Consider the following 16,998-nt stretch of genomic DNA (forward strand, 5'->3'; position numbering starts at 1 on the left):
TTGTGCATCGAAAGAGGTCTGATCATTGAAATCCTAGCGTTCAGGAGGGGCCGCTGATACTGAGGGTCGACGGCGCGCTTTGTCCAAGGAGCATCCCAAGGAGCATGTAGTACCCTGCGCCGATGGCGTGTGAACGGCTCGGCGGCCAGAGCGGTGCTGCTGATGTCGACGCCGCTGCGCCGGCGATGGCGGCGGTGAACCTCACCCTGGGTTTCGCTGGCAAAACCGTGCTCGACCAGGTGAGTATGGGCTTTCCCGCTCGTGCGGTGACGTCGTTGATGGGACCGACCGGTTCAGGTAAGACGACTTTTTTGCGCACCCTAAACCGGATGAATGACAAGGTCTCCGGTTACCGCTACAGCGGTGATGTGCTGTTGGGCGGACGCAGCATCTTCAACTACCGCGACGTGCTGGAGTTTCGCCGCCGGGTTGGCATGCTGTTCCAGCGCCCGAATCCGTTCCCGATGTCAATCATGGACAACGTGCTCGCCGGCGTGCGTGCCCACAAACTGGTGCCGCGCAAGGAATTCCGTGGCGTCGCGCAGGCTCGGCTTACCGAGGTCGGCCTCTGGGACGCGGTCAAGGATCGGCTCAGCGATTCACCGTTTCGACTCTCTGGTGGTCAGCAGCAGTTGTTGTGCCTAGCCCGTACGCTTGCGGTGAATCCGGAGGTGTTGCTGCTCGACGAGCCCACCTCCGCGCTGGACCCGACTACCACCGAGAAGATCGAAGAGTTCATCCGATCGCTCGCTGATCGCCTCACGGTGATCATCGTGACCCATAACCTTGCCCAGGCCGCCCGCATCAGCGACCGGGCGGCCCTGTTCTTCGACGGCAGGCTGGTGGAGGAAGGGCCCACCGAACAGCTGTTCTCCTCGCCGAAGCATGCGGAAACCGCCCGATACGTCGCCGGACTGTCGGGGGACGTCAAGGACGCCAAGCGCGGAAATTGAAGAGCACAGAAAGGTATGGCGTGAAAATTCGTTTGCATACGCTGTTGGCCGTGTTGACCGCTGCGCCGCTGCTGCTAGCAGCGGCGGGCTGTGGCTCGAAACCACCGAGCGGTTCGCCTGAAACGGGCGCCGGCGCCGGTACTGTCGCGACTACCCCCGCGTCGTCGCCGGTGACGTTGGCGGAGACCGGTAGCACGCTGCTCTACCCGCTGTTCAACCTGTGGGGTCCGGCCTTTCACGAGAGGTATCCGAACGTCACGATCACCGCTCAGGGCACCGGTTCTGGTGCCGGGATCGCGCAGGCCGCCGCCGGGACGGTCAACATTGGGGCCTCCGACGCCTATCTGTCGGAAGGTGATATGGCCGCGCACAAGGGGCTGATGAACATCGCGCTAGCCATCTCCGCTCAGCAGGTCAACTACAACCTGCCCGGAGTGAGCGAGCACCTCAAGCTGAACGGAAAAGTCCTGGCGGCCATGTACCAGGGCACCATCAAAACCTGGGACGACCCGCAGATCGCTGCGCTCAACCCCGGCGTGAACCTGCCCGGCACCGCGGTAGTTCCGCTGCACCGCTCCGACGGGTCCGGTGACACCTTCTTGTTCACCCAGTACCTGTCCAAGCAAGATCCCGAGGGCTGGGGCAAGTCGCCCGGCTTCGGCACCACCGTCGACTTCCCGGCGGTGCCGGGTGCGCTGGGTGAGAACGGCAACGGCGGCATGGTGACCGGTTGCGCCGAGACACCGGGCTGCGTGGCCTATATCGGCATCAGCTTCCTCGACCAGGCCAGTCAACGGGGACTCGGCGAGGCCCAACTAGGCAATAGCTCTGGCAATTTCTTGTTGCCCGACGCGCAAAGCATTCAGGCCGCGGCGGCTGGCTTCGCATCGAAAACCCCGGCGAACCAGGCGATTTCGATGATCGACGGGCCCGCCCCGGACGGCTACCCGATCATCAACTACGAGTACGCCATCGTCAACAACCGGCAAAAGGACGCCGCCACCGCGCAGACCTTGCAGGCATTTCTGCACTGGGCGATCATCGACGGCAACAAGGCCTCGTTCCTCGACCAGGTTCATTTCCAGCCGCTGCCGCCCGCGGTGGTGAAGTTGTCTGACGCGTTGATCGCGACGATTTCCAGCTAGCCTCGTTGACCACCACGCGACAGCAACCTCCGTCGGGCCATCGGGCTGCTTTGCGGAGCATGCTGGCCCGTGCCGGTGAAGTCGGCCGCGCTGGCCCGGCCATCCGGTGGTTGGGTGGGATAGGTGCGGTGATCCCGCTGCTTGCGCTGGTCTTGGTGCTGGTGGTGCTGGTCATCGAGGCGATGGGTGCGATCAGGCTCAACGGGTTGCATTTCTTCACCGCCACCGAATGGAATCCAGGCAACACCTACGGCGAAACCGTTGTCACCGACGGCGTCGCCCATCCGGTCGGCGCCTACTACGGGGCGTTGCCGCTGATCGTCGGGACGCTGGCGACCTCGGCAATCGCCCTGATCATCGCGGTGCCGGTCTCTGTAGGAGCGGCGCTGGTGATCGTGGAACGGCTGCCGAAACGGTTGGCCGAGGCTGTGGGAATAGTCCTGGAATTGCTCGCCGGAATCCCCAGCGTGGTCGTCGGTTTGTGGGGGGCAATGACGTTCGGGCCGTTCATCGCTCATCACATCGCTCCGGTGATCGCTCACAACGCTCCCGATGTGCCGGTGCTGAACTACTTGCGCGGCGACCCGGGCAACGGGGAGGGCATGTTGGTGTCCGGTCTGGTGTTGGCGGTGATGGTCGTTCCCATTATCGCCACCACCACTCATGACCTGTTCCGGCAGGTGCCGGTGTTGCCCCGGGAGGGCGCGATCGCGCTGGGGATGTCGAATTGGGAGTGTGTCCGCAGGGTCACCCTGCCGTGGGTGTCCAGCGGCATCGTCGGTGCGGTGGTGCTAGGGCTTGGCCGTGCGCTGGGGGAGACGATGGCGGTAGCCATGGTGTCCGGCGCGGTGCTGGGGGCCATGCCCGCCAACATCTACGCGACCATGACCACCATCGCCGCCACCATCGTGTCGCAGCTGGATTCGGCGATGACCGATTCCACCAACTTCGCGGTGAAGACGCTCGCCGAGGTGGGTTTGGTGCTGATGGTGATCACGTTGCTGACTAATGTGGCCGCGCGCGGGATGGTTCGTCGGGTGTCACGCACCGCGCTTCCGGTGGGACGCGGCATCTGACATGGGCGAATCGGCTGAGTCCGGGTCCCGGCAGCTACCGGCGATGTCCCCGCCGCGGCGATCGGTAGCCTATCGGCGCAAGATCGTCGATGCCCTGTGGTGGGCGGCGTGCGTGTGTTGTCTGGCGGTGGTGATCACCCCGACGTTGTGGATGTTGATCGGAGTCGTCAGCCGCGCTGTACCGGTTTTCCACTGGAGTGTGCTGGTGCAGGACTCCCAGGGCAATGGCGGCGGCTTGCGCAACGCCATCATCGGTACCGCAGTGTTGGCCATCGGGGTGATCCTGGTGGGTGGCACGGTGAGTGTGTTGACCGGGATTTATCTGTCCGAATTCGCCACCGGCAAAACACGGTCCATTCTGCGCGGCGCCTACGAGGTGTTGTCCGGTATTCCGTCGATCGTGCTCGGCTACGTCGGCTATTTGGCCCTGGTGGTGTACTTCGATTAGGGGTTTTCGCTGGCGGCCGGGGTGTTGGTGCTGTCGGTGATGAGCATTCCCTACATCGCCAAGGCCACCGAGTCCGCGCTGGCCCAGGTGCCGACGTCGTATCGGGAAGCGGCTGAGGCACTCGGGTTACCAGCCGGCTGGGCGCTGCGCAAGATCGTGCTGAAGACGGCGATGCCCGGAATCGTCACCGGGATGTTGGTCGCGCTGGCCCTGGCGATCGGCGAGACGGCGCCGCTGCTGTACACGGCGGGGTGGTCGAATTCGCCGCCGACCGGACAACTCACCGACTCGCCGGTCGGCTACCTGACCTACCCAATTTGGACGTTCTACAACCAGCCATCCAAGTCGGCTCAGGATCTGTCCTATGACGCGGCTCTCTTGCTGATCGTGTTCCTGCTGCTATTGATCTTCATTGGCCGGTTGATCAACTGGCTGTCACGGAGGCGTTGGGACGTTTGAGTTGGCCTTCGAGCGCGCCTTCACGCTGGCCTCCAGCTTGGCGAGCAGGTCGGAGACGTCTTCGGGCTCGTCCAGCAACCTCGGTTGGTCCTCGGCGGTAAATGCCTGCCCACCTTCGAGTTTGGTGTCGATCAGCTCCTGTAACTGCTCCTGGTAGGTGTCGTGGTAGCGGTCCGGATTGAAGTCGTCGGCCATCGAGTCCACCACCTGGCAGGCCATCTTGAGTTCCGCGGGTTTGATCTCCACCTTCTGGTCCAGCACCGGGAAGTCGGGGTCGCGGATCTCATCGGGCCACAGCAACGTGTGCACCATCATCACCTCTCGCTTGCCGAAATCCTTGACGCGCAACGCCGCCAGCCTGGTCTTGTTGCGCAGCGTGAAATGCACGATCGCCATCCGGTCGGTCTCGGCGAGTGTCTTAGCCAGCAGCACATACGATTTCGACGACTTCGAATCAGGCTCCAAAAAGTAGCTGCGGTCGAACATCATCGGGTCCACGTCGGCGGCGGGGACGAACTCCAACACCTCGATCTCCCGGCTGCGTTCTTCAGGCAAGCTGGCGATGTCGTCGTCGGTGATCGCCACCATTTGGCCGTCGCCGGACTCGTAGGCCCGGGCAAGATCGCGGTAGTCGACCACCTCGCCACACGCCTCGCAGACGCGCTTGTACCGGATGCGTCCGTTGTCCTTGGCGTGCACCTGGTGGAACCTGATGTCGTGGTCTGCGGTAGCGCTGTACACCTTGACCGGCACGTTCACCAGCCCGAAGGCGATCGAACCCGTCCAAATGGCTCGCATGTAAGTGAGTATGCCTTGATTGTCCGCGAGCGGAACGTCACGGCGAAATTCCACGCGATATTTGACCGTGACGTTACGCTCGCGACTTGTGTGACCGACAGGCTACGTTGAAAGCATGGGTTCGGCGTCGGAGCAACGGGTGACGCTGACCAACGCCGACAAGGTGCTCTATCCCGCCACCGGGACCACAAAGTCCGATATCTTCGACTACTACGCCGGTGTTGCCGAAGTCATGCTCGGCCACATCGCGGGACGGCCGGCGACGCGCAAGCGCTGGCCTAACGGCGTCGACCAACCCGCGTTCTTCGAAAAGCAGTTGGCGTTGTCGGCGCCGCCTTGGCTGTCACGTGCAACGGTGGCGCACCGGTCCGGGACGACGACCTATCCGATCATCGATAGCGCAACCGGGCTGGCCTGGATCGCCCAACAGGCGGCGCTGGAGGTGCACGTGCCGCAGTGGCGGTTTGTCGCCGAGCCCGGATCAGGTGAGTTAAATCCGGGCCCGGCAACGCGTTTGGTGTTCGACCTGGACCCGGGCGAAGGCGTGATGATGGCCCAGCTGGCCGAGGTGGCGCGCGCGGTTCGTGATCTTCTCGCCGATATCGGGTTGGTCACCTTCCCGGTCACCAGCGGCAGCAAGGGATTGCATCTGTACACACCGCTGGATGAGCCGGTGAGCAGCAGGGGAGCCACGGTGTTGGCCAAGCGCGTCGCGCAGCGATTGGAGCAGGCGATGCCCGCGTTGGTCACCTCGACCATGACCAAAAGCCTGCGGGCCGGGAAGGTGTTTGTGGACTGGAGCCAGAACAGCGGCTCGAAGACCACCATCGCGCCGTACTCACTACGTGGCCGGACGCATCCGACCGTCGCGGCGCCACGCACCTGGGCGGAGCTCGACGACCCCGCACTGCGTCAGCTCTCCTACGACGAGGTGCTGACCCGGATTGCCCGCGACGGCGATCTGCTCGAGCGGCTGGATGCCGACGCTCCGGTAGCGGACCGGTTGACCCGATACCGCCGCATGCGCGACGCATCGAAAACTCCCGAGCCGATTCCCACGGCGAAACCCGTTACCGGAGACGGCAATACGTTCGTCATCCAGGAGCATCACGCGCGTCGGCCGCACTACGATTTCCGGCTGGAACGCGACGGCGTGCTGGTCTCGTGGGCGGTACCGAAAAACCTGCCCGACAACACATCGGTTAACCATCTAGCGATACACACCGAGGACCACCCGCTGGAATACGCCACGTTCGAGGGCGCGATTCCCAGCGGGGAGTACGGCGCCGGCAAGGTGATCATCTGGGACTCCGGCACTTACGACACCGAGAAGTTCCACGATGACCCGCACACGGGGGAGGTCATCGTGAATCTGCACGGCGGCCGGATCTCTGGGCGTTATGCGCTGATTCGGACCAACGGCGATCGGTGGCTGGCGCACCGCCTAAAGAATCAGAAAGACCAGAAGGTGTTCGAGTTCGACAATCTGGCCCCAATGCTTGCCACGCACGGCACGGTGGCCGGTCTAAAGGCCAGCCAGTGGGCGTTCGAAGGCAAGTGGGACGGCTACCGGTTGCTGGTTGAGGCTGACCACGGCGCCGTGCGGCTGCGGTCCCGCAGCGGGCGCGATGTCACCGCCGAGTATCCGCAATTGCGGGCATTGGCGGAGGATCTCGCCGATCACCACGTGGTGCTGGACGGCGAGGCCGTCGTACTTGACTCCTCTGGTGTGCCCAGCTTCAGCCAGATGCAGAATCGGGGCCGCGACACCCGTGTCGAGTTCTGGGCGTTCGACCTGCTCTACCTCGACGGCCGCGCGCTGCTAGGCACCCGCTACCAAGACCGGCGTAAGCTGCTCGAAACCCTAGCTAACGCAACCAGTCTCACCGTTCCCGAGCTGCTGCCCGGTGACGGCGCCCAAGCGTTTGCGTGCTCGCGCAAGCACGGCTGGGAGGGCGTGATCGCCAAGAGGCGTGACTCGCGCTATCAGCCGGGCCGGCGCTGCGCGTCGTGGGTCAAGGACAAGCACTGGAACACCCAGGAAGTCGTCATTGGTGGCTGGCGCGCCGGGGAAGGCGGGCACAGCAGTGGCGTCGGGTCGCTGCTCATGGGCATCCCCGGTCCAGGTGGGCTGCAGTTCGCCGGGCGGGTCGGTACCGGCCTCAGCGAACGCGAACTGGCCAACCTCAAGGAGATGCTGGCGCCGCTGCATACCGACGAGTCCCCCTTCGACGTACCACTGCCCGCGCGTGACGCCAAGGGCATCACATATGTCAAGCCGGCGCTGGTTGCAGAGGTGCGCTACAGCGAGTGGACTCCGGAGGGCCGGCTGCGTCAATCAAGCTGGCGTGGGCTGCGGCCGGACAAGAAACCCAGTGAGGTGGTGCGCGAATGAAGTGGGTGACGTATCGAAGTGACCACGGCGAACGAACGGGAGTGCTTTCCGGTGACGCCATCTACGCGATGCCGCCGGACGTGTCGTTGCTGGATCTGGTCGGGCGCGGCGCCGACGGTCTGCGCACGGCGGGCGAACGGGCAGTGCGCTCACCGGCCGCGGTGGTAGCGCTCGACGAGGTTACGCTGGCGGCGCCGATTCCGCGCCCGCCGTCGATCCGGGACTCGTTGTGCTTTCTGGACCACATGCGTAACTGCCAGGAAGCGATGGGGGGCGGCCGGGTGCTCATGGATACTTGGTACCGCATCCCGGCGTTCTACTTCGCGTGCCCGTCAACGGTTTTGGGACCGTACGACGACGCACCCACCGCACCCGGAAGTGCGTGGCAGGACTTCGAATTGGAGATCGCGGCGGTTATCGGAACCAGCGGCAAAGACTTGACCGTCGAGCAGGCCGAACGGTCGATCATCGGCTATACCATTTTCAACGACTGGTCCGCACGGGACCTGCAGATGCTGGAGGGCCAGCTGCGCATCGGACAGGCCAAGGGCAAAGACAGCGGTATCACCCTGGGCCCCTATCTGGTCACACCGGATGAGCTGGAGCCCTATTGCCGGGGCGGGAAGCTAAGCTTGCGGGTGATCGCCTTGGTCAACGGCACCGTGATCGGATCGGGGTCGACCGCACAGATGGACTGGAGCTTCGGCGAAGTCATCGCCTATGCCTCGCGGGGGGTGACGCTGACCCCGGGTGACGTGTTCGGCTCGGGCACGGTGCCCACCTGCACGCTCGTCGAGCACCTCAGGCCACCGGAATCATTCCCGGGCTGGCTGCACGACGGCGACGTGGTCACCCTCCAGGTCGAAGGGCTGGGCGAGACGAGGCAGACCGTCCGGACGAGCGGCACTCCTTTTCCGTTGGCTCTTCGGCCGAATCCGGACGCCGAACCCGACCGGCGCGGGGTCAACCCGGCACCGACGCGGGTGCCGTTTACCCGCGGGCTGCACGAAGTCGCCGACCGGGTATGGGCGTGGACGCTGCCCGACGGGGGATACGGCTTCAGCAACGCCGGGCTGGTCGCCGGGGACGGCGCGTCGCTGCTCGTGGATACCCTGTTCGACCTGGCACTGACACGCGAGATGTTGGCCGCGATGAAGCCGGTCACCGAGCGGGCGCCCATCACCGACGCCCTGATCACGCACTCCAACGGCGACCACACGCACGGCACTCAACTGTTGGACCGCTCAGTGCGCATCATCGCCGCCAAGGGCACCTCCGAGGAGATCGAGCATGGCCCGGCACCGGAGATGCTAGCCCGGATCCAAACCGCCGACCTGGGCCCCGTTGCGACGCGGTATCTGCGTGATCGCTTCGGTCACTTTGACTTCAGCGGCATCAAGCTGCGCAACGCCGACCTGACGTTCGACCGCGACCTGGCCATCGAGCTCGGCGGCCGGCGAGTCGACCTGCTCAACCTCGGTCCCGCGCACACCACCGCCGACTCGGTCGTGCACGTGGCCGACGCCGGTGTGCTGTTCGCCGGGGATCTGCTGTTCATCGGTTGCACCCCGATTGTGTGGGCGGGCCCGATCGCCAACTGGGTGGCGGCCTGCGACGCGATGATCGCGCTGGACGCGCCCACGGTGGTGCCTGGGCATGGTCCGGTCACCGGCCCGGACGGGATCCGTGCCGTCCGTGGCTATCTGGCGCACATCGCCGAACAGGCCGAGGCGGCCTACCGCAAGGGGCTATCGTTGCCCGAGGCCGTCGAGACCATCGACCTGGGCGAGTACGCGAGCTGGCTGGACTCCGAACGGGTAGTGGTCAACGTCTACCAGCGTTACCGCGAATTGGATCCCGACACCCCGCGCCAGGACTTGCTGGCGTTGCTGGTGATGCAGGCCGAATGGGCGGCGCGCCACTGTACGTAGCCACTCGGGCGCGTTTGTCATGGGAATCTGCGGACCGGCGGGCGCATGGTTTGCCTGTCCACGAGCGACAAAGCCAGCGCGCCAAGGATTCCCGATGGCAGCCATCACTTTGTCGCGCTGAGGCGGGCACGAAGAACATCCCGTCCAGACAGCGGCCAATGTGGCGGGTGTGAAAGGCGCCGCCGAGCATGGCACCGGGTCCAACGGCTCTCACGAAGCTGATCGGGGATCGATCCGTTGTGATGCTTAAACTTTCGCGATGACGTTCTCGGCGAACATCTCCAGATTGCGGATCTTGGTCTGCAGCGGCTCGGTGTCGGGGCCCATGGTGTACGGGACACGGAAACCGACGATGACGTCCGTCACCCCTTTGTCCTCGAGCCGCTTGACGCCGTCCACGGTGAAACCGTCCAGGGAGATCACGTGGATTTCGAACGGGCTGGTTTTCCCCGCTTCCTCGCGAAGCCGCTTGACCCTGGCGATCAGCCGGTCGAGTTCGTCCGGATCGCCGCCGCCATGCATCCATCCATCGGCGCGCGCCGCCCGTCGCAGTGCTGCATCGGCGTGGCCACCGACCAGGATCGGGATCGGCTGGGTGGGCGCCGGGGTCATCTTGGTCTTGGGTATGTCGTAGAACTCGCCGTGGAACTCGAAGTAATCGCCGGTGGTAAGGCCACGCACGATCTCGATGCATTCGTCAATCCGCTTGCCGCGCTTAGCGAACGGGACGCCCATCAGCTCGTAATCCTCCGGCCACGGGCTAGTGCCGACACCCAGCCCGACCCGGTTGCCGATCAGGGCGGCTAGGGAACCGGCCTGCTTTGCCACCAGAGCCGGCGGGCGGATGGGCAGCTTGAGGACGAAGAAGTTGAACCGCAGCCTCGTCGTGACTGCGCCCAATGCTGCTGTCAGGACAAAGGTTTCGATGAAAGGCTTGCCGTCCATGAATTCGCGGTTGCCGTCGGGTGTGTACGGGTACTTCGAGTCGGATTCGAAGGGGTAGGCGATGCTGTCGGGAATCGTCATGCTGCTGTATCCCGCCGCTTCGGCTGCCTTGGCCAGCGGGATGTAGAACGTGAAGTCGGTCATTGCCTCCGCGTAGCTGAACCGCACGTGATTGCCTTCCTCGAAGTGGCCGTCCCCAACGAGATTAGAACGTGTTCTAATTTGACGTGCAAGCGGGGCGCAACGGCTTGGTCAGAGTTGGTTCTCCGGCCCAATAATTGCCCAGACCGTCTTGCCCGACGAAGTGGGACTGCTGCCCCAGGCGCGGGACAACGCGGCAACGATCGCCAGGCCGGAAACGTCGATGCCCTTCGGTGGGGACGCCAGCCGAACCGCCGGAGCGCTGCTGCCGTCGGAAACCGCGATGGTTGCCGTTGGGCCATCGCTTTCGATCCGCATCACCGGGTCGCTTCCGGTGTGTTTCAGCACGTTCTCCACGAATACGTTGACGACGACCAACGCGACTGGAATAAGCCCGGGACGTGACCATTGGGTGAGCCATTCGCGGACCAACTGGCGTGACTCGCGAAGGCTGTTCAGGTTGGCGGGCAGTTGTGCGTCCGAACGCTTGAAATTGCGGCGCGCGAGCCGACCGATGGCCTTGCTCGCCGCTTTTTCGGTCGGGTACACCGGCATGAAGCGGGCGACCCCGGTGCGGGTGACCGCCGCGCGGCCGGCCCGATGGCCGCAGACCAGCAAGACCGGTACATCCGCTCGGAAGTCGGCCTGCCAGCGGGCGCTGATAAAGACCGACCATGCCGATTCCTCGGCGACTTGCAGCTCGGTGACATTGACGATAACGGCGGACGGCTGCTCGAGCGTCGCCCTCGTGAGGCTGTCCCGGAGCAGTGCAGAACTGCTGGAGTCAAGCGCACCGTCGGCGGTCAAGATGACCACCGAATCCTGTGTACGTACCGCAATGGCCAGCGCTGTCGGTGACTTGGCTGCCGTGCTCACCGCGACCACTTCCTTGCGTCCCTTGCCCCGGCGTCAGGTGCACATCGCAACTTGGGTCGGAGTGCCACCATAGCCATGGTTCCGAAACGGCGGGACGCCATGAACCGGCATTCCGGTCCCATCCTGTCGTCCGGTTTCATAGCCAGCTCCTCGAACTCCTGTCCCGCCAATAGCTTGAGGATGCCGTCCGCCTTGGCGGCAGAAACCCTATCTTTTGATGATCGCGCCGTCCGGCGCAGCACCCATCACCCAGGGGGTGGTTACCCACAAAAACACGCGATCAACCTCCAGTCCGGGCTATGCCCAGCCTATGCAAACGCCAGCAGGTAGGGCCCGGGAATCCGGCCAACAAAGATCAACGAACGCCGCGCCGGCGCCGGGATGCGTTCAAGTGGTGGCCGAGGCTGGGCCGCTTCGGGCATAGGGCGGTGGGCCCACTCCGGCGACCGAGTGGGTACCCCACGGTGTTTGTTCAGTGATGCGTGCGGGTGCGCTACGTCCGCCGATGGTTAACGTCGCCGCCCGGGCATGGGTGAGTGAAGTCTCGGGCAAGGAATCGAATACGGTGCCCTGCCAGTGGTAGTTGCCGTCGATCGGATCGAGGTGACCGGTAAGCCGGACGCGGACCCGAAAGCGGGCACCAGCGAGCGTTAGCGTCGCCGCACCGTCGTAGGTCTGATCGTCCTCGGTCGCCGCGGATGACAAGTCGAACGCTTCGAGGCCCCCAGTCTGCCGATGGGGCTGAGCGGGTTTGAGTTGGGCGCGCTCGTTGAATACCTGCTGGCTGCTGCGGCGCACCTCGATGCGGCGGCTGGCCGTGCGCTCCATGAGCTTCATGCATTCGACGACGCAGCGTGCCTGCGCGGCGGTATCGGGCCCGGTGATGAAGAAGTAGTTGGGGAAACCGTGAACGGCGACGCCGAGGTAGGGCTCCATGCCATCGTCCCAGGCTTGGCGGATGGTCACACCGCCGGCACCGACCAGGGTCTGATCGCCGACCTGATCGGCGATCGCGAACCCGGTGCCGTAGATGATGGCGTCGACGGGGTGTTCCACGCCATCGCTGGTGCGGATGCCCGAGGAGGTCAGCGCGTCGATCGCCGCCGTCGCCCAGGCGACCGCTGGATGCTCAGCCCCGGTGCGGCGACGTAGCCAGCGTTTGGCGCGTGTCGTCCACAGTGGTACTCCGGTGACGACGCGGCGCGGTGCCTGGGTGAAGACCGTGACCGACGCCGCCGATTCAGACAACCGGCTGATGTAGTGGGCGGCGGCGGCATCGGTGCCGACCACCGCGATGCGTTTGCCGGCCGGGTCGAAATCGCGGTCCCATGCCGCCGAAGTGGGCCTGATGGGCCCGATCGCCCGTCGCGCCTGGAAACGCACCAACTTTCTGTGACCGCGACGCTCGGCCTCGCTGACGCCGGCCACCGCATTGTCATCGTCGGCAGGGGTGCTGGTGGCCGGGACGCCGCAGCCGCGCGCGCTCGGGCCCGATGCGCTGGACGTCAGCACCGACGACCTGGCCGGGCTGTTGGCCGGCAACACCGGCCGGATCAAGACCGTCATCACCGACCAGAAGGTAATTGCCGGCATCGGCAACGCCTATAGTGACGAAATCCTGCACGTCGCGAAGATCTCGCCGTTCGCCACGGCCGGCAAGTTATCCGGCGCACAGCTCACCTGCCTGCATGAGGCGATGGCGTCGGTGCTGTCGGACGCGGTGCGCCGGTCCGTCGGCCAGGGCGCGGCCATGCTCAAAGGGGAGAAACGTTCTGGGCTTCGAGTACATGCGCGCACCGGGTTACCCTGCCCAGTGTGCGGTGACACCGTGCGGGAGGTGTCCTTCGCGGACAAGTCTTTTCAGTACTGTCCAACGTGTCAGACCGGTGGCAAGGCGCTGGCCGACCGGCGTATGTCGCGGCTGCTCAAGTAGTCGATATGCTCACCGGAGTGACTCGCCAGAAGATCCTGATCACCGGCGCCAGTTCCGGCCTGGGCGCCGGGATGGCCCGATCCTTCGCCGCCCAGGGCCGCGACCTGGCGCTCTGCGCCCGCCGCACGGATCGGCTGACCGAACTGAAAGCCGAACTGTCGCAACGGTATCCCGACATCAAGATCGCTGTCGCGGAGCTGGACGTCAACGACCACGAGCGGGTGCCCAAGGTATTCGCCGAACTCAGCGATGAGATTGGCGGCATTGACCGTGTGATCGTCAACGCCGGAATCGGCAAGGGTGCCCGGCTGGGCTCGGGCAAGCTGTGGGCGAACAAGGCAACCATCGAAACCAACCTGGTCGCCGCACTCGTGCAGATCGAAACGGCACTGGACATGTTCAACCAGCGCGGTTCGGGGCATTTGGTGCTCATCTCCTCAGTGCTCGGCGTCAAAGGGGTGCCGGGCGTCAAAGCCGCGTATGCGGCAAGCAAAGCCGGTGTGCGCTCGCTAGGCGAATCGCTGCGCGCCGAGTACGCCCAAGGCCCCATCAGGGTCACGGTGCTGGAGCCGGGTTATATCGAGTCGGAGATGACGGCCAAATCGGCGAGCACAATGTTGATGGTGGACAACGCAACTGGCGTCAAGGCGCTGGTGGCCGCCATCGAGCGCGAGCCCGGACGCGCCGCGGTCCCCTGGTGGCCATGGGCGCCACTGGTGCGGCTGATGTGGGTGCTGCCGCCGCGGCTGACCAGACGCTTCGCCTAGCGGGCGCTCGGCCACCTAGCCCGCGCGGCCACGTTCGGTGCGGTAGCGGCGCACCAGCCCGTCGGTCGAGCTGTCCGACTGCGGTGGCGGTGAACCGGCGCCGGTGATTACCGGAAGCAGCGCCTTGGCCTGCGTCTTGCCCAGCTCCACCCCCCACTGGTCGAACGAGTCGATACCCCACACCACACCCTCGGTGAACACCTGATGCTCGTAGAGCGCGATCAACTGCCCCAGCACCGACGGCGTGAGCCGACTGGCCAGAATTGAGGTGGACGGCCGGTTGCCGGGCATCACCTTATGCGCTACCACGTGGGCGGGGGTGCCGTCGGCGGCGATCTCCTCGGCGGTCTTGCCGAACGCCAGCACCTGGGTTTGGGCGAAGAAGTTGCTCATCAGCAGATCATGCATGCTGCCGGTGCCCTCGGCGGTCGGCAGGTCGTCGAGGGGTTGAGCAAAGCCGATGAAATCGGCTGGCACCAGCCGGGTGCCCTGGTGCAGCAACTGGTAGAAGGCGTGCTGGCCGTTGGTTCCCGGTTCACCCCAAAAGATTTCACCGGTGTCGGCGCTGACCGGGCTGCCGTCGGCGCGCGTGGACTTGCCGTTGGATTCCATGGTCAACTGCTGAAGGTAGGCCGGAAAACGCGACAAGTCATTGGAATACGGCAGCACGGTGCGTGATTGCGCACCGAAGAAATTGGAGTACCACAGTCCGATCAGGCCAAGCAGCACCGGCGCGTTGGATTCCAGCGGAGCGGTCGCGAAATGGCGGTCGATGATGTGGAATCCGGCCAAGAAATCGGCGAAGGCGTCGCGGCCGATCACCGTCATCAACGACAGCCCGATCGCCGAATCCACCGAATAACGCCCGCCGACCCAATCCCAAAAACCGAACATGTTGTCGGTGTTGATGCCGAAGTCGTCGACCAGGCGCTTGTTGGTGGACACCGCGACAAAATGCCGCGACACCGCGGCGTCGCCCAGCGCATCGGTCAGCCAGCGACGCGCCGCGGTCGCATTGGTCAATGTCTCCAGCGTCGAGAACGTCTTCGACGCGACGATGAAAAGCGTTGTGGCGGGGTCTAGATCGGCGAGCGTGGCGATCAGGTCGGCGGGATCGACGTTGGACACGAAGCGCGCGGAAATGCCCGCGTCGGCATAGTGGCGCAACGCTTGGTACACCATCACCGGACCCAAATCCGAACCACCGATGCCGATGTTGACGACGGTGCTGATCCGCTTTCCAGTTGCTCCGGTCCACTCGCCGCTGCGCAGGCGGTCGGTGAAGGCGCCCATCGCGTCGAGCACGGCATGTACGTCGGTGACGACGTCTTGGCCGTCGACGACGAGTTCGGCGTCTCGGGGCAGCCGCAGCGCGGTGTGCAACACCGCTCGATCCTCAGAGGTGTTGATATGCACACCGGCGAACATCTGGTCGCGACGCTCTTCGAGGTGGGCCGTCCGGGCCAGATCGATCAGCAGCGCCAGCGTCTCGCGGGTGACGCGGTGTTTGCTGTAGTCGATGTAGAGATCGCCGACGCTGACGGTGAGCTCCCGGCCGCGACCCGGATCGTCGGCGAAGAACTGGCGAAGATGGGTGTTTCCGATCTGATCGTGATGTCTGCGCAGGGCGTCCCATGCCGGGGTAGCGGTGATGTCGGGGATTGGCGCGGAGGTCATGGTTCGACCCTAATGCCGTGGAGTGGCGTCGATCAGAGCCGCTGTCTTCGCCGAGCCTTTAGTTATCGTGCTCGGCGGCACTCGCCGTTTGTCGCGGTATCTACAGGCTCGGCGATGCGGGCCTGCGCTCTCGCGGCCTCGGCCCCCGCCGAGGCCGCTGACCGTCGCCCAGCACCCGCTGCAGATCAGGCAGCATGGCCTGCAATGGCGCACGCCAGTACGCCCAGGTGTGGGTTTCGCCATCCGGGAAGTTGAACCGCCGTTGCGCCGCTTGGTACTTGCTTTGCAAAGCCTGTCGCCTATTGCCGCTCAACTCCGCCGAGGGCGTGCCGTTGCCCGAATACGCCCAGATACGGGGTGCTGTTGGCCACCAGCTTCGCGGCATTGACCGTTGGCTCGCTGTGGGCCCACGCCGGATCGGTCGGCGGGCCCCCGGATCAATGACGCGGATCCGGCAACCACGCCATTTCCACTCGGGATGATCCCCTCACTCGCCGCCAGCCAGTCGGCCAGCTCTTGGGCCATATCCCGCCGTTGCCGACCGCCGGCCGGTGCCAGTTGGAATAGAACTCGCCATGCCACCGGTGGGCATGGCGAGCGACAGACCGGTCTGGTCAACCGAATACCGGCAGGTGTATATCCCGGCCGTTGTAGTCGTCTCGGGCGAGTATGCCGTCGGACAAGTACCACGCATGAGGGCCGCCACCTTGAAACTCCACCTTGATTAGGCGATGCATCGACCGCGACGGGACCATCAGTCGATGGGTAGACCCCGCCGCGACTACGTTGACGAGGTTGTCGAGCTGGCGCCTTGCCCGAGCAGCGCGATCAAAGCTGCCGCCCATATGACCATCAACCGGCGCAATTGTGAAACTCCAGCTGCCTTTGCTGCATCCATTTCGGCGGAAATTCAGCGCAGCGATGCAGAAATTCCCGGCAAACAGCGGCGGAAGTGACCCATTAGTGACCGAGGCGGCCCCTGCCCAATCGCAAAAGCAGGATGGCCAGATCCTTACCGTCGGGTCCCAGCTCGCTGTAGCGTTCGATGACCTTCATCTCCCGGCTGTGTACCAGCCGAGTGCCACCGGACGCCATCCGGGCCTTGCCGATGGCCTTGGAAACCTCAGCGCGTCGCTTGACTAACGCGAGGATTTCGGCGTCTAGCCGGTCGATCTCTTCGCGCAGCGTGTCGATCTCGGGGACAGGTTGGGACTCGAGCATTTCCAGGTTCATGGCTGCTAACTCCGCGTTCTCGTGATGTGGGGGTTCTGGTCTCATCCGGTACTGGGCCTCACACAAGAGACGAGCCCCGAATCCGGAAGCGGACCACGGGGCTCTGCGAAAGCAGCTAGACCACGGGCACCGCTGGCCGGTACCCGTAGAAAAATCGGCGCTGCGCGTTGAGCACGAACCGAGTGTGCCATCAACGGACGCGCCCGCGCAAAAACTTGGCG

Annotated in this window: 16 protein-coding genes and 1 pseudogene; 10 read left to right on the forward strand and 7 right to left on the reverse strand. The window is 64.7% G+C overall.

Annotation, left to right across the window (positions count from 1 at the left end):
- The first annotated feature begins 122 nt into the window (after positions 1 to 122).
- The 4 genes and pseudogenes from FF952_RS04945 to pstA all read left to right on the forward strand — a co-directional run bounded on the left by FF952_RS04945 (position 123) and on the right by pstA (position 4,081).
- Positions 123 to 953, forward strand: coding sequence for a phosphate ABC transporter ATP-binding protein (locus FF952_RS04945; protein ID WP_003898653.1), 831 nt, complete (start codon positions 123 to 125; stop codon positions 951 to 953).
- Between the two features lie 20 nt (positions 954 to 973).
- Complete coding sequence (gene pstS / locus FF952_RS04950; RefSeq protein ID WP_003904508.1) at positions 974 to 2,098, forward strand: phosphate ABC transporter substrate-binding protein PstS; 1,125 nt, start codon at positions 974 to 976, stop codon at positions 2,096 to 2,098.
- 59 nt (positions 2,099 to 2,157) lie between these two features.
- Positions 2,158 to 3,174, forward strand: a complete 1,017-nt coding sequence (gene pstC, locus FF952_RS04955; protein WP_003404792.1) for a phosphate ABC transporter permease subunit PstC — start codon at positions 2,158 to 2,160, stop codon at positions 3,172 to 3,174.
- 1 nt (position 3,175) lies between these two features.
- Positions 3,176 to 4,081 (forward strand): annotated as a pseudogene (gene pstA, locus FF952_RS04960) (phosphate ABC transporter permease PstA).
- Here the strand turns inward: pstA and ku are convergent.
- Positions 4,058 to 4,879: a non-homologous end joining protein Ku gene (ku, locus tag FF952_RS04965; RefSeq protein ID WP_244736151.1), complete on the reverse strand. Its 822-nt coding sequence runs from the start codon at positions 4,877 to 4,879 to the stop codon at positions 4,058 to 4,060. The pseudogene pstA and the gene ku overlap by 24 nt on opposite strands.
- A 115-nt stretch (positions 4,880 to 4,994) precedes the next feature.
- Here ku and FF952_RS04970 point away from each other — a divergent pair, with 115 nt between their 5' ends.
- A complete protein-coding gene (locus FF952_RS04970; protein ID WP_003904510.1) occupies positions 4,995 to 7,274 on the forward strand; it encodes an ATP-dependent DNA ligase in 2,280 nt (759 codons plus the stop codon).
- Positions 7,271 to 9,205, forward strand: a complete 1,935-nt coding sequence (locus tag FF952_RS04975) for a fumarylacetoacetate hydrolase family protein (RefSeq protein ID WP_003404801.1) — start codon at positions 7,271 to 7,273, stop codon at positions 9,203 to 9,205. The genes FF952_RS04970 and FF952_RS04975 overlap by 4 nt, the downstream gene beginning before the upstream one ends.
- 246 nt (positions 9,206 to 9,451) lie before the next feature.
- Here the strand turns inward: FF952_RS04975 and FF952_RS04980 are convergent, their stop codons facing one another.
- Together FF952_RS04980 and FF952_RS04985 are read right to left on the reverse strand one after the other, a co-directional pair.
- Entirely contained in the window at positions 9,452 to 10,318 is an 867-nt protein-coding gene (locus tag FF952_RS04980; protein WP_003404819.1) for a TIGR03619 family F420-dependent LLM class oxidoreductase, read from the reverse strand.
- An 84-nt stretch (positions 10,319 to 10,402) separates the two neighbouring features.
- Complete coding sequence (locus tag FF952_RS04985) at positions 10,403 to 11,176, reverse strand: STAS domain-containing protein (RefSeq protein ID WP_003404823.1); 774 nt, start codon at positions 11,174 to 11,176, stop codon at positions 10,403 to 10,405.
- Positions 11,177 to 11,218: 42 nt separating this feature from the next.
- Here FF952_RS04985 and FF952_RS04990 point away from each other — a divergent pair, with 42 nt between their 5' ends.
- A complete protein-coding gene (locus FF952_RS04990; protein WP_003901948.1) occupies positions 11,219 to 11,497 on the forward strand; it encodes a DUF8092 domain-containing protein in 279 nt (92 codons plus the stop codon).
- A gap of 57 nt (positions 11,498 to 11,554) precedes the next feature.
- Here the strand turns inward: FF952_RS04990 and FF952_RS04995 are convergent, their stop codons facing one another.
- The gene (locus FF952_RS04995) at positions 11,555 to 12,595 is read right to left on the reverse strand and encodes a DUF4873 domain-containing protein (RefSeq protein WP_003898656.1); all 1,041 of its coding nucleotides are present in this window, start codon (positions 12,593 to 12,595) and stop codon (positions 11,555 to 11,557) included.
- A gap of 28 nt (positions 12,596 to 12,623) precedes the next feature.
- On the opposite strand from FF952_RS04995, the gene FF952_RS05000 reads away from it, so the two are divergent.
- Both FF952_RS05000 and FF952_RS05005 read left to right on the forward strand, forming a co-directional pair.
- Positions 12,624 to 13,100 carry a zinc finger domain-containing protein gene (locus tag FF952_RS05000; RefSeq protein WP_003404828.1) on the forward strand — a complete coding sequence of 159 codons (477 nt, stop codon included), beginning with the start codon at positions 12,624 to 12,626 and terminating at the stop codon, positions 13,098 to 13,100.
- Between the two features lie 17 nt (positions 13,101 to 13,117).
- Positions 13,118 to 13,867, forward strand: a complete 750-nt coding sequence (locus FF952_RS05005) for an SDR family oxidoreductase (RefSeq protein ID WP_003918158.1) — start codon at positions 13,118 to 13,120, stop codon at positions 13,865 to 13,867.
- A 15-nt stretch (positions 13,868 to 13,882) separates the two neighbouring features.
- On the opposite strand, the gene pgi is transcribed toward FF952_RS05005, so the two are convergent.
- Together pgi and FF952_RS05015 are read right to left on the reverse strand one after the other, a co-directional pair.
- On the reverse strand, positions 13,883 to 15,544 hold the full coding sequence (pgi, locus tag FF952_RS05010) for a glucose-6-phosphate isomerase (protein WP_003404830.1): 1,662 nt from the start codon (positions 15,542 to 15,544) through the stop codon (positions 13,883 to 13,885).
- A 614-nt stretch (positions 15,545 to 16,158) separates the two neighbouring features.
- Positions 16,159 to 16,389 (reverse strand): mycolyltransferase, encoded by a 231-nt coding sequence (locus FF952_RS05015; RefSeq protein ID WP_003404833.1) that lies wholly within the window; start codon positions 16,387 to 16,389, stop codon positions 16,159 to 16,161.
- On the opposite strand from FF952_RS05015, the gene FF952_RS05020 reads away from it, so the two are divergent.
- On the forward strand, positions 16,306 to 16,500 hold the full coding sequence (locus FF952_RS05020) for a hypothetical protein (RefSeq protein ID WP_003404835.1): 195 nt from the start codon (positions 16,306 to 16,308) through the stop codon (positions 16,498 to 16,500). The genes FF952_RS05015 and FF952_RS05020 overlap by 84 nt on opposite strands.
- Before the next feature lie 4 nt (positions 16,501 to 16,504).
- On the opposite strand, the gene FF952_RS05025 is transcribed toward FF952_RS05020, so the two are convergent.
- A complete protein-coding gene (locus tag FF952_RS05025) occupies positions 16,505 to 16,822 on the reverse strand; it encodes a chorismate mutase (RefSeq protein WP_003404838.1) in 318 nt (105 codons plus the stop codon).
- Between the last annotated feature and the right edge of the window lie 176 nt (positions 16,823 to 16,998).

Origin of the sequence: Mycobacterium tuberculosis complex sp. N0072, from assembly GCF_030323725.1 — a bacterium.
Classification (GTDB): domain Bacteria; phylum Actinomycetota; class Actinomycetes; order Mycobacteriales; family Mycobacteriaceae; genus Mycobacterium; species Mycobacterium tuberculosis.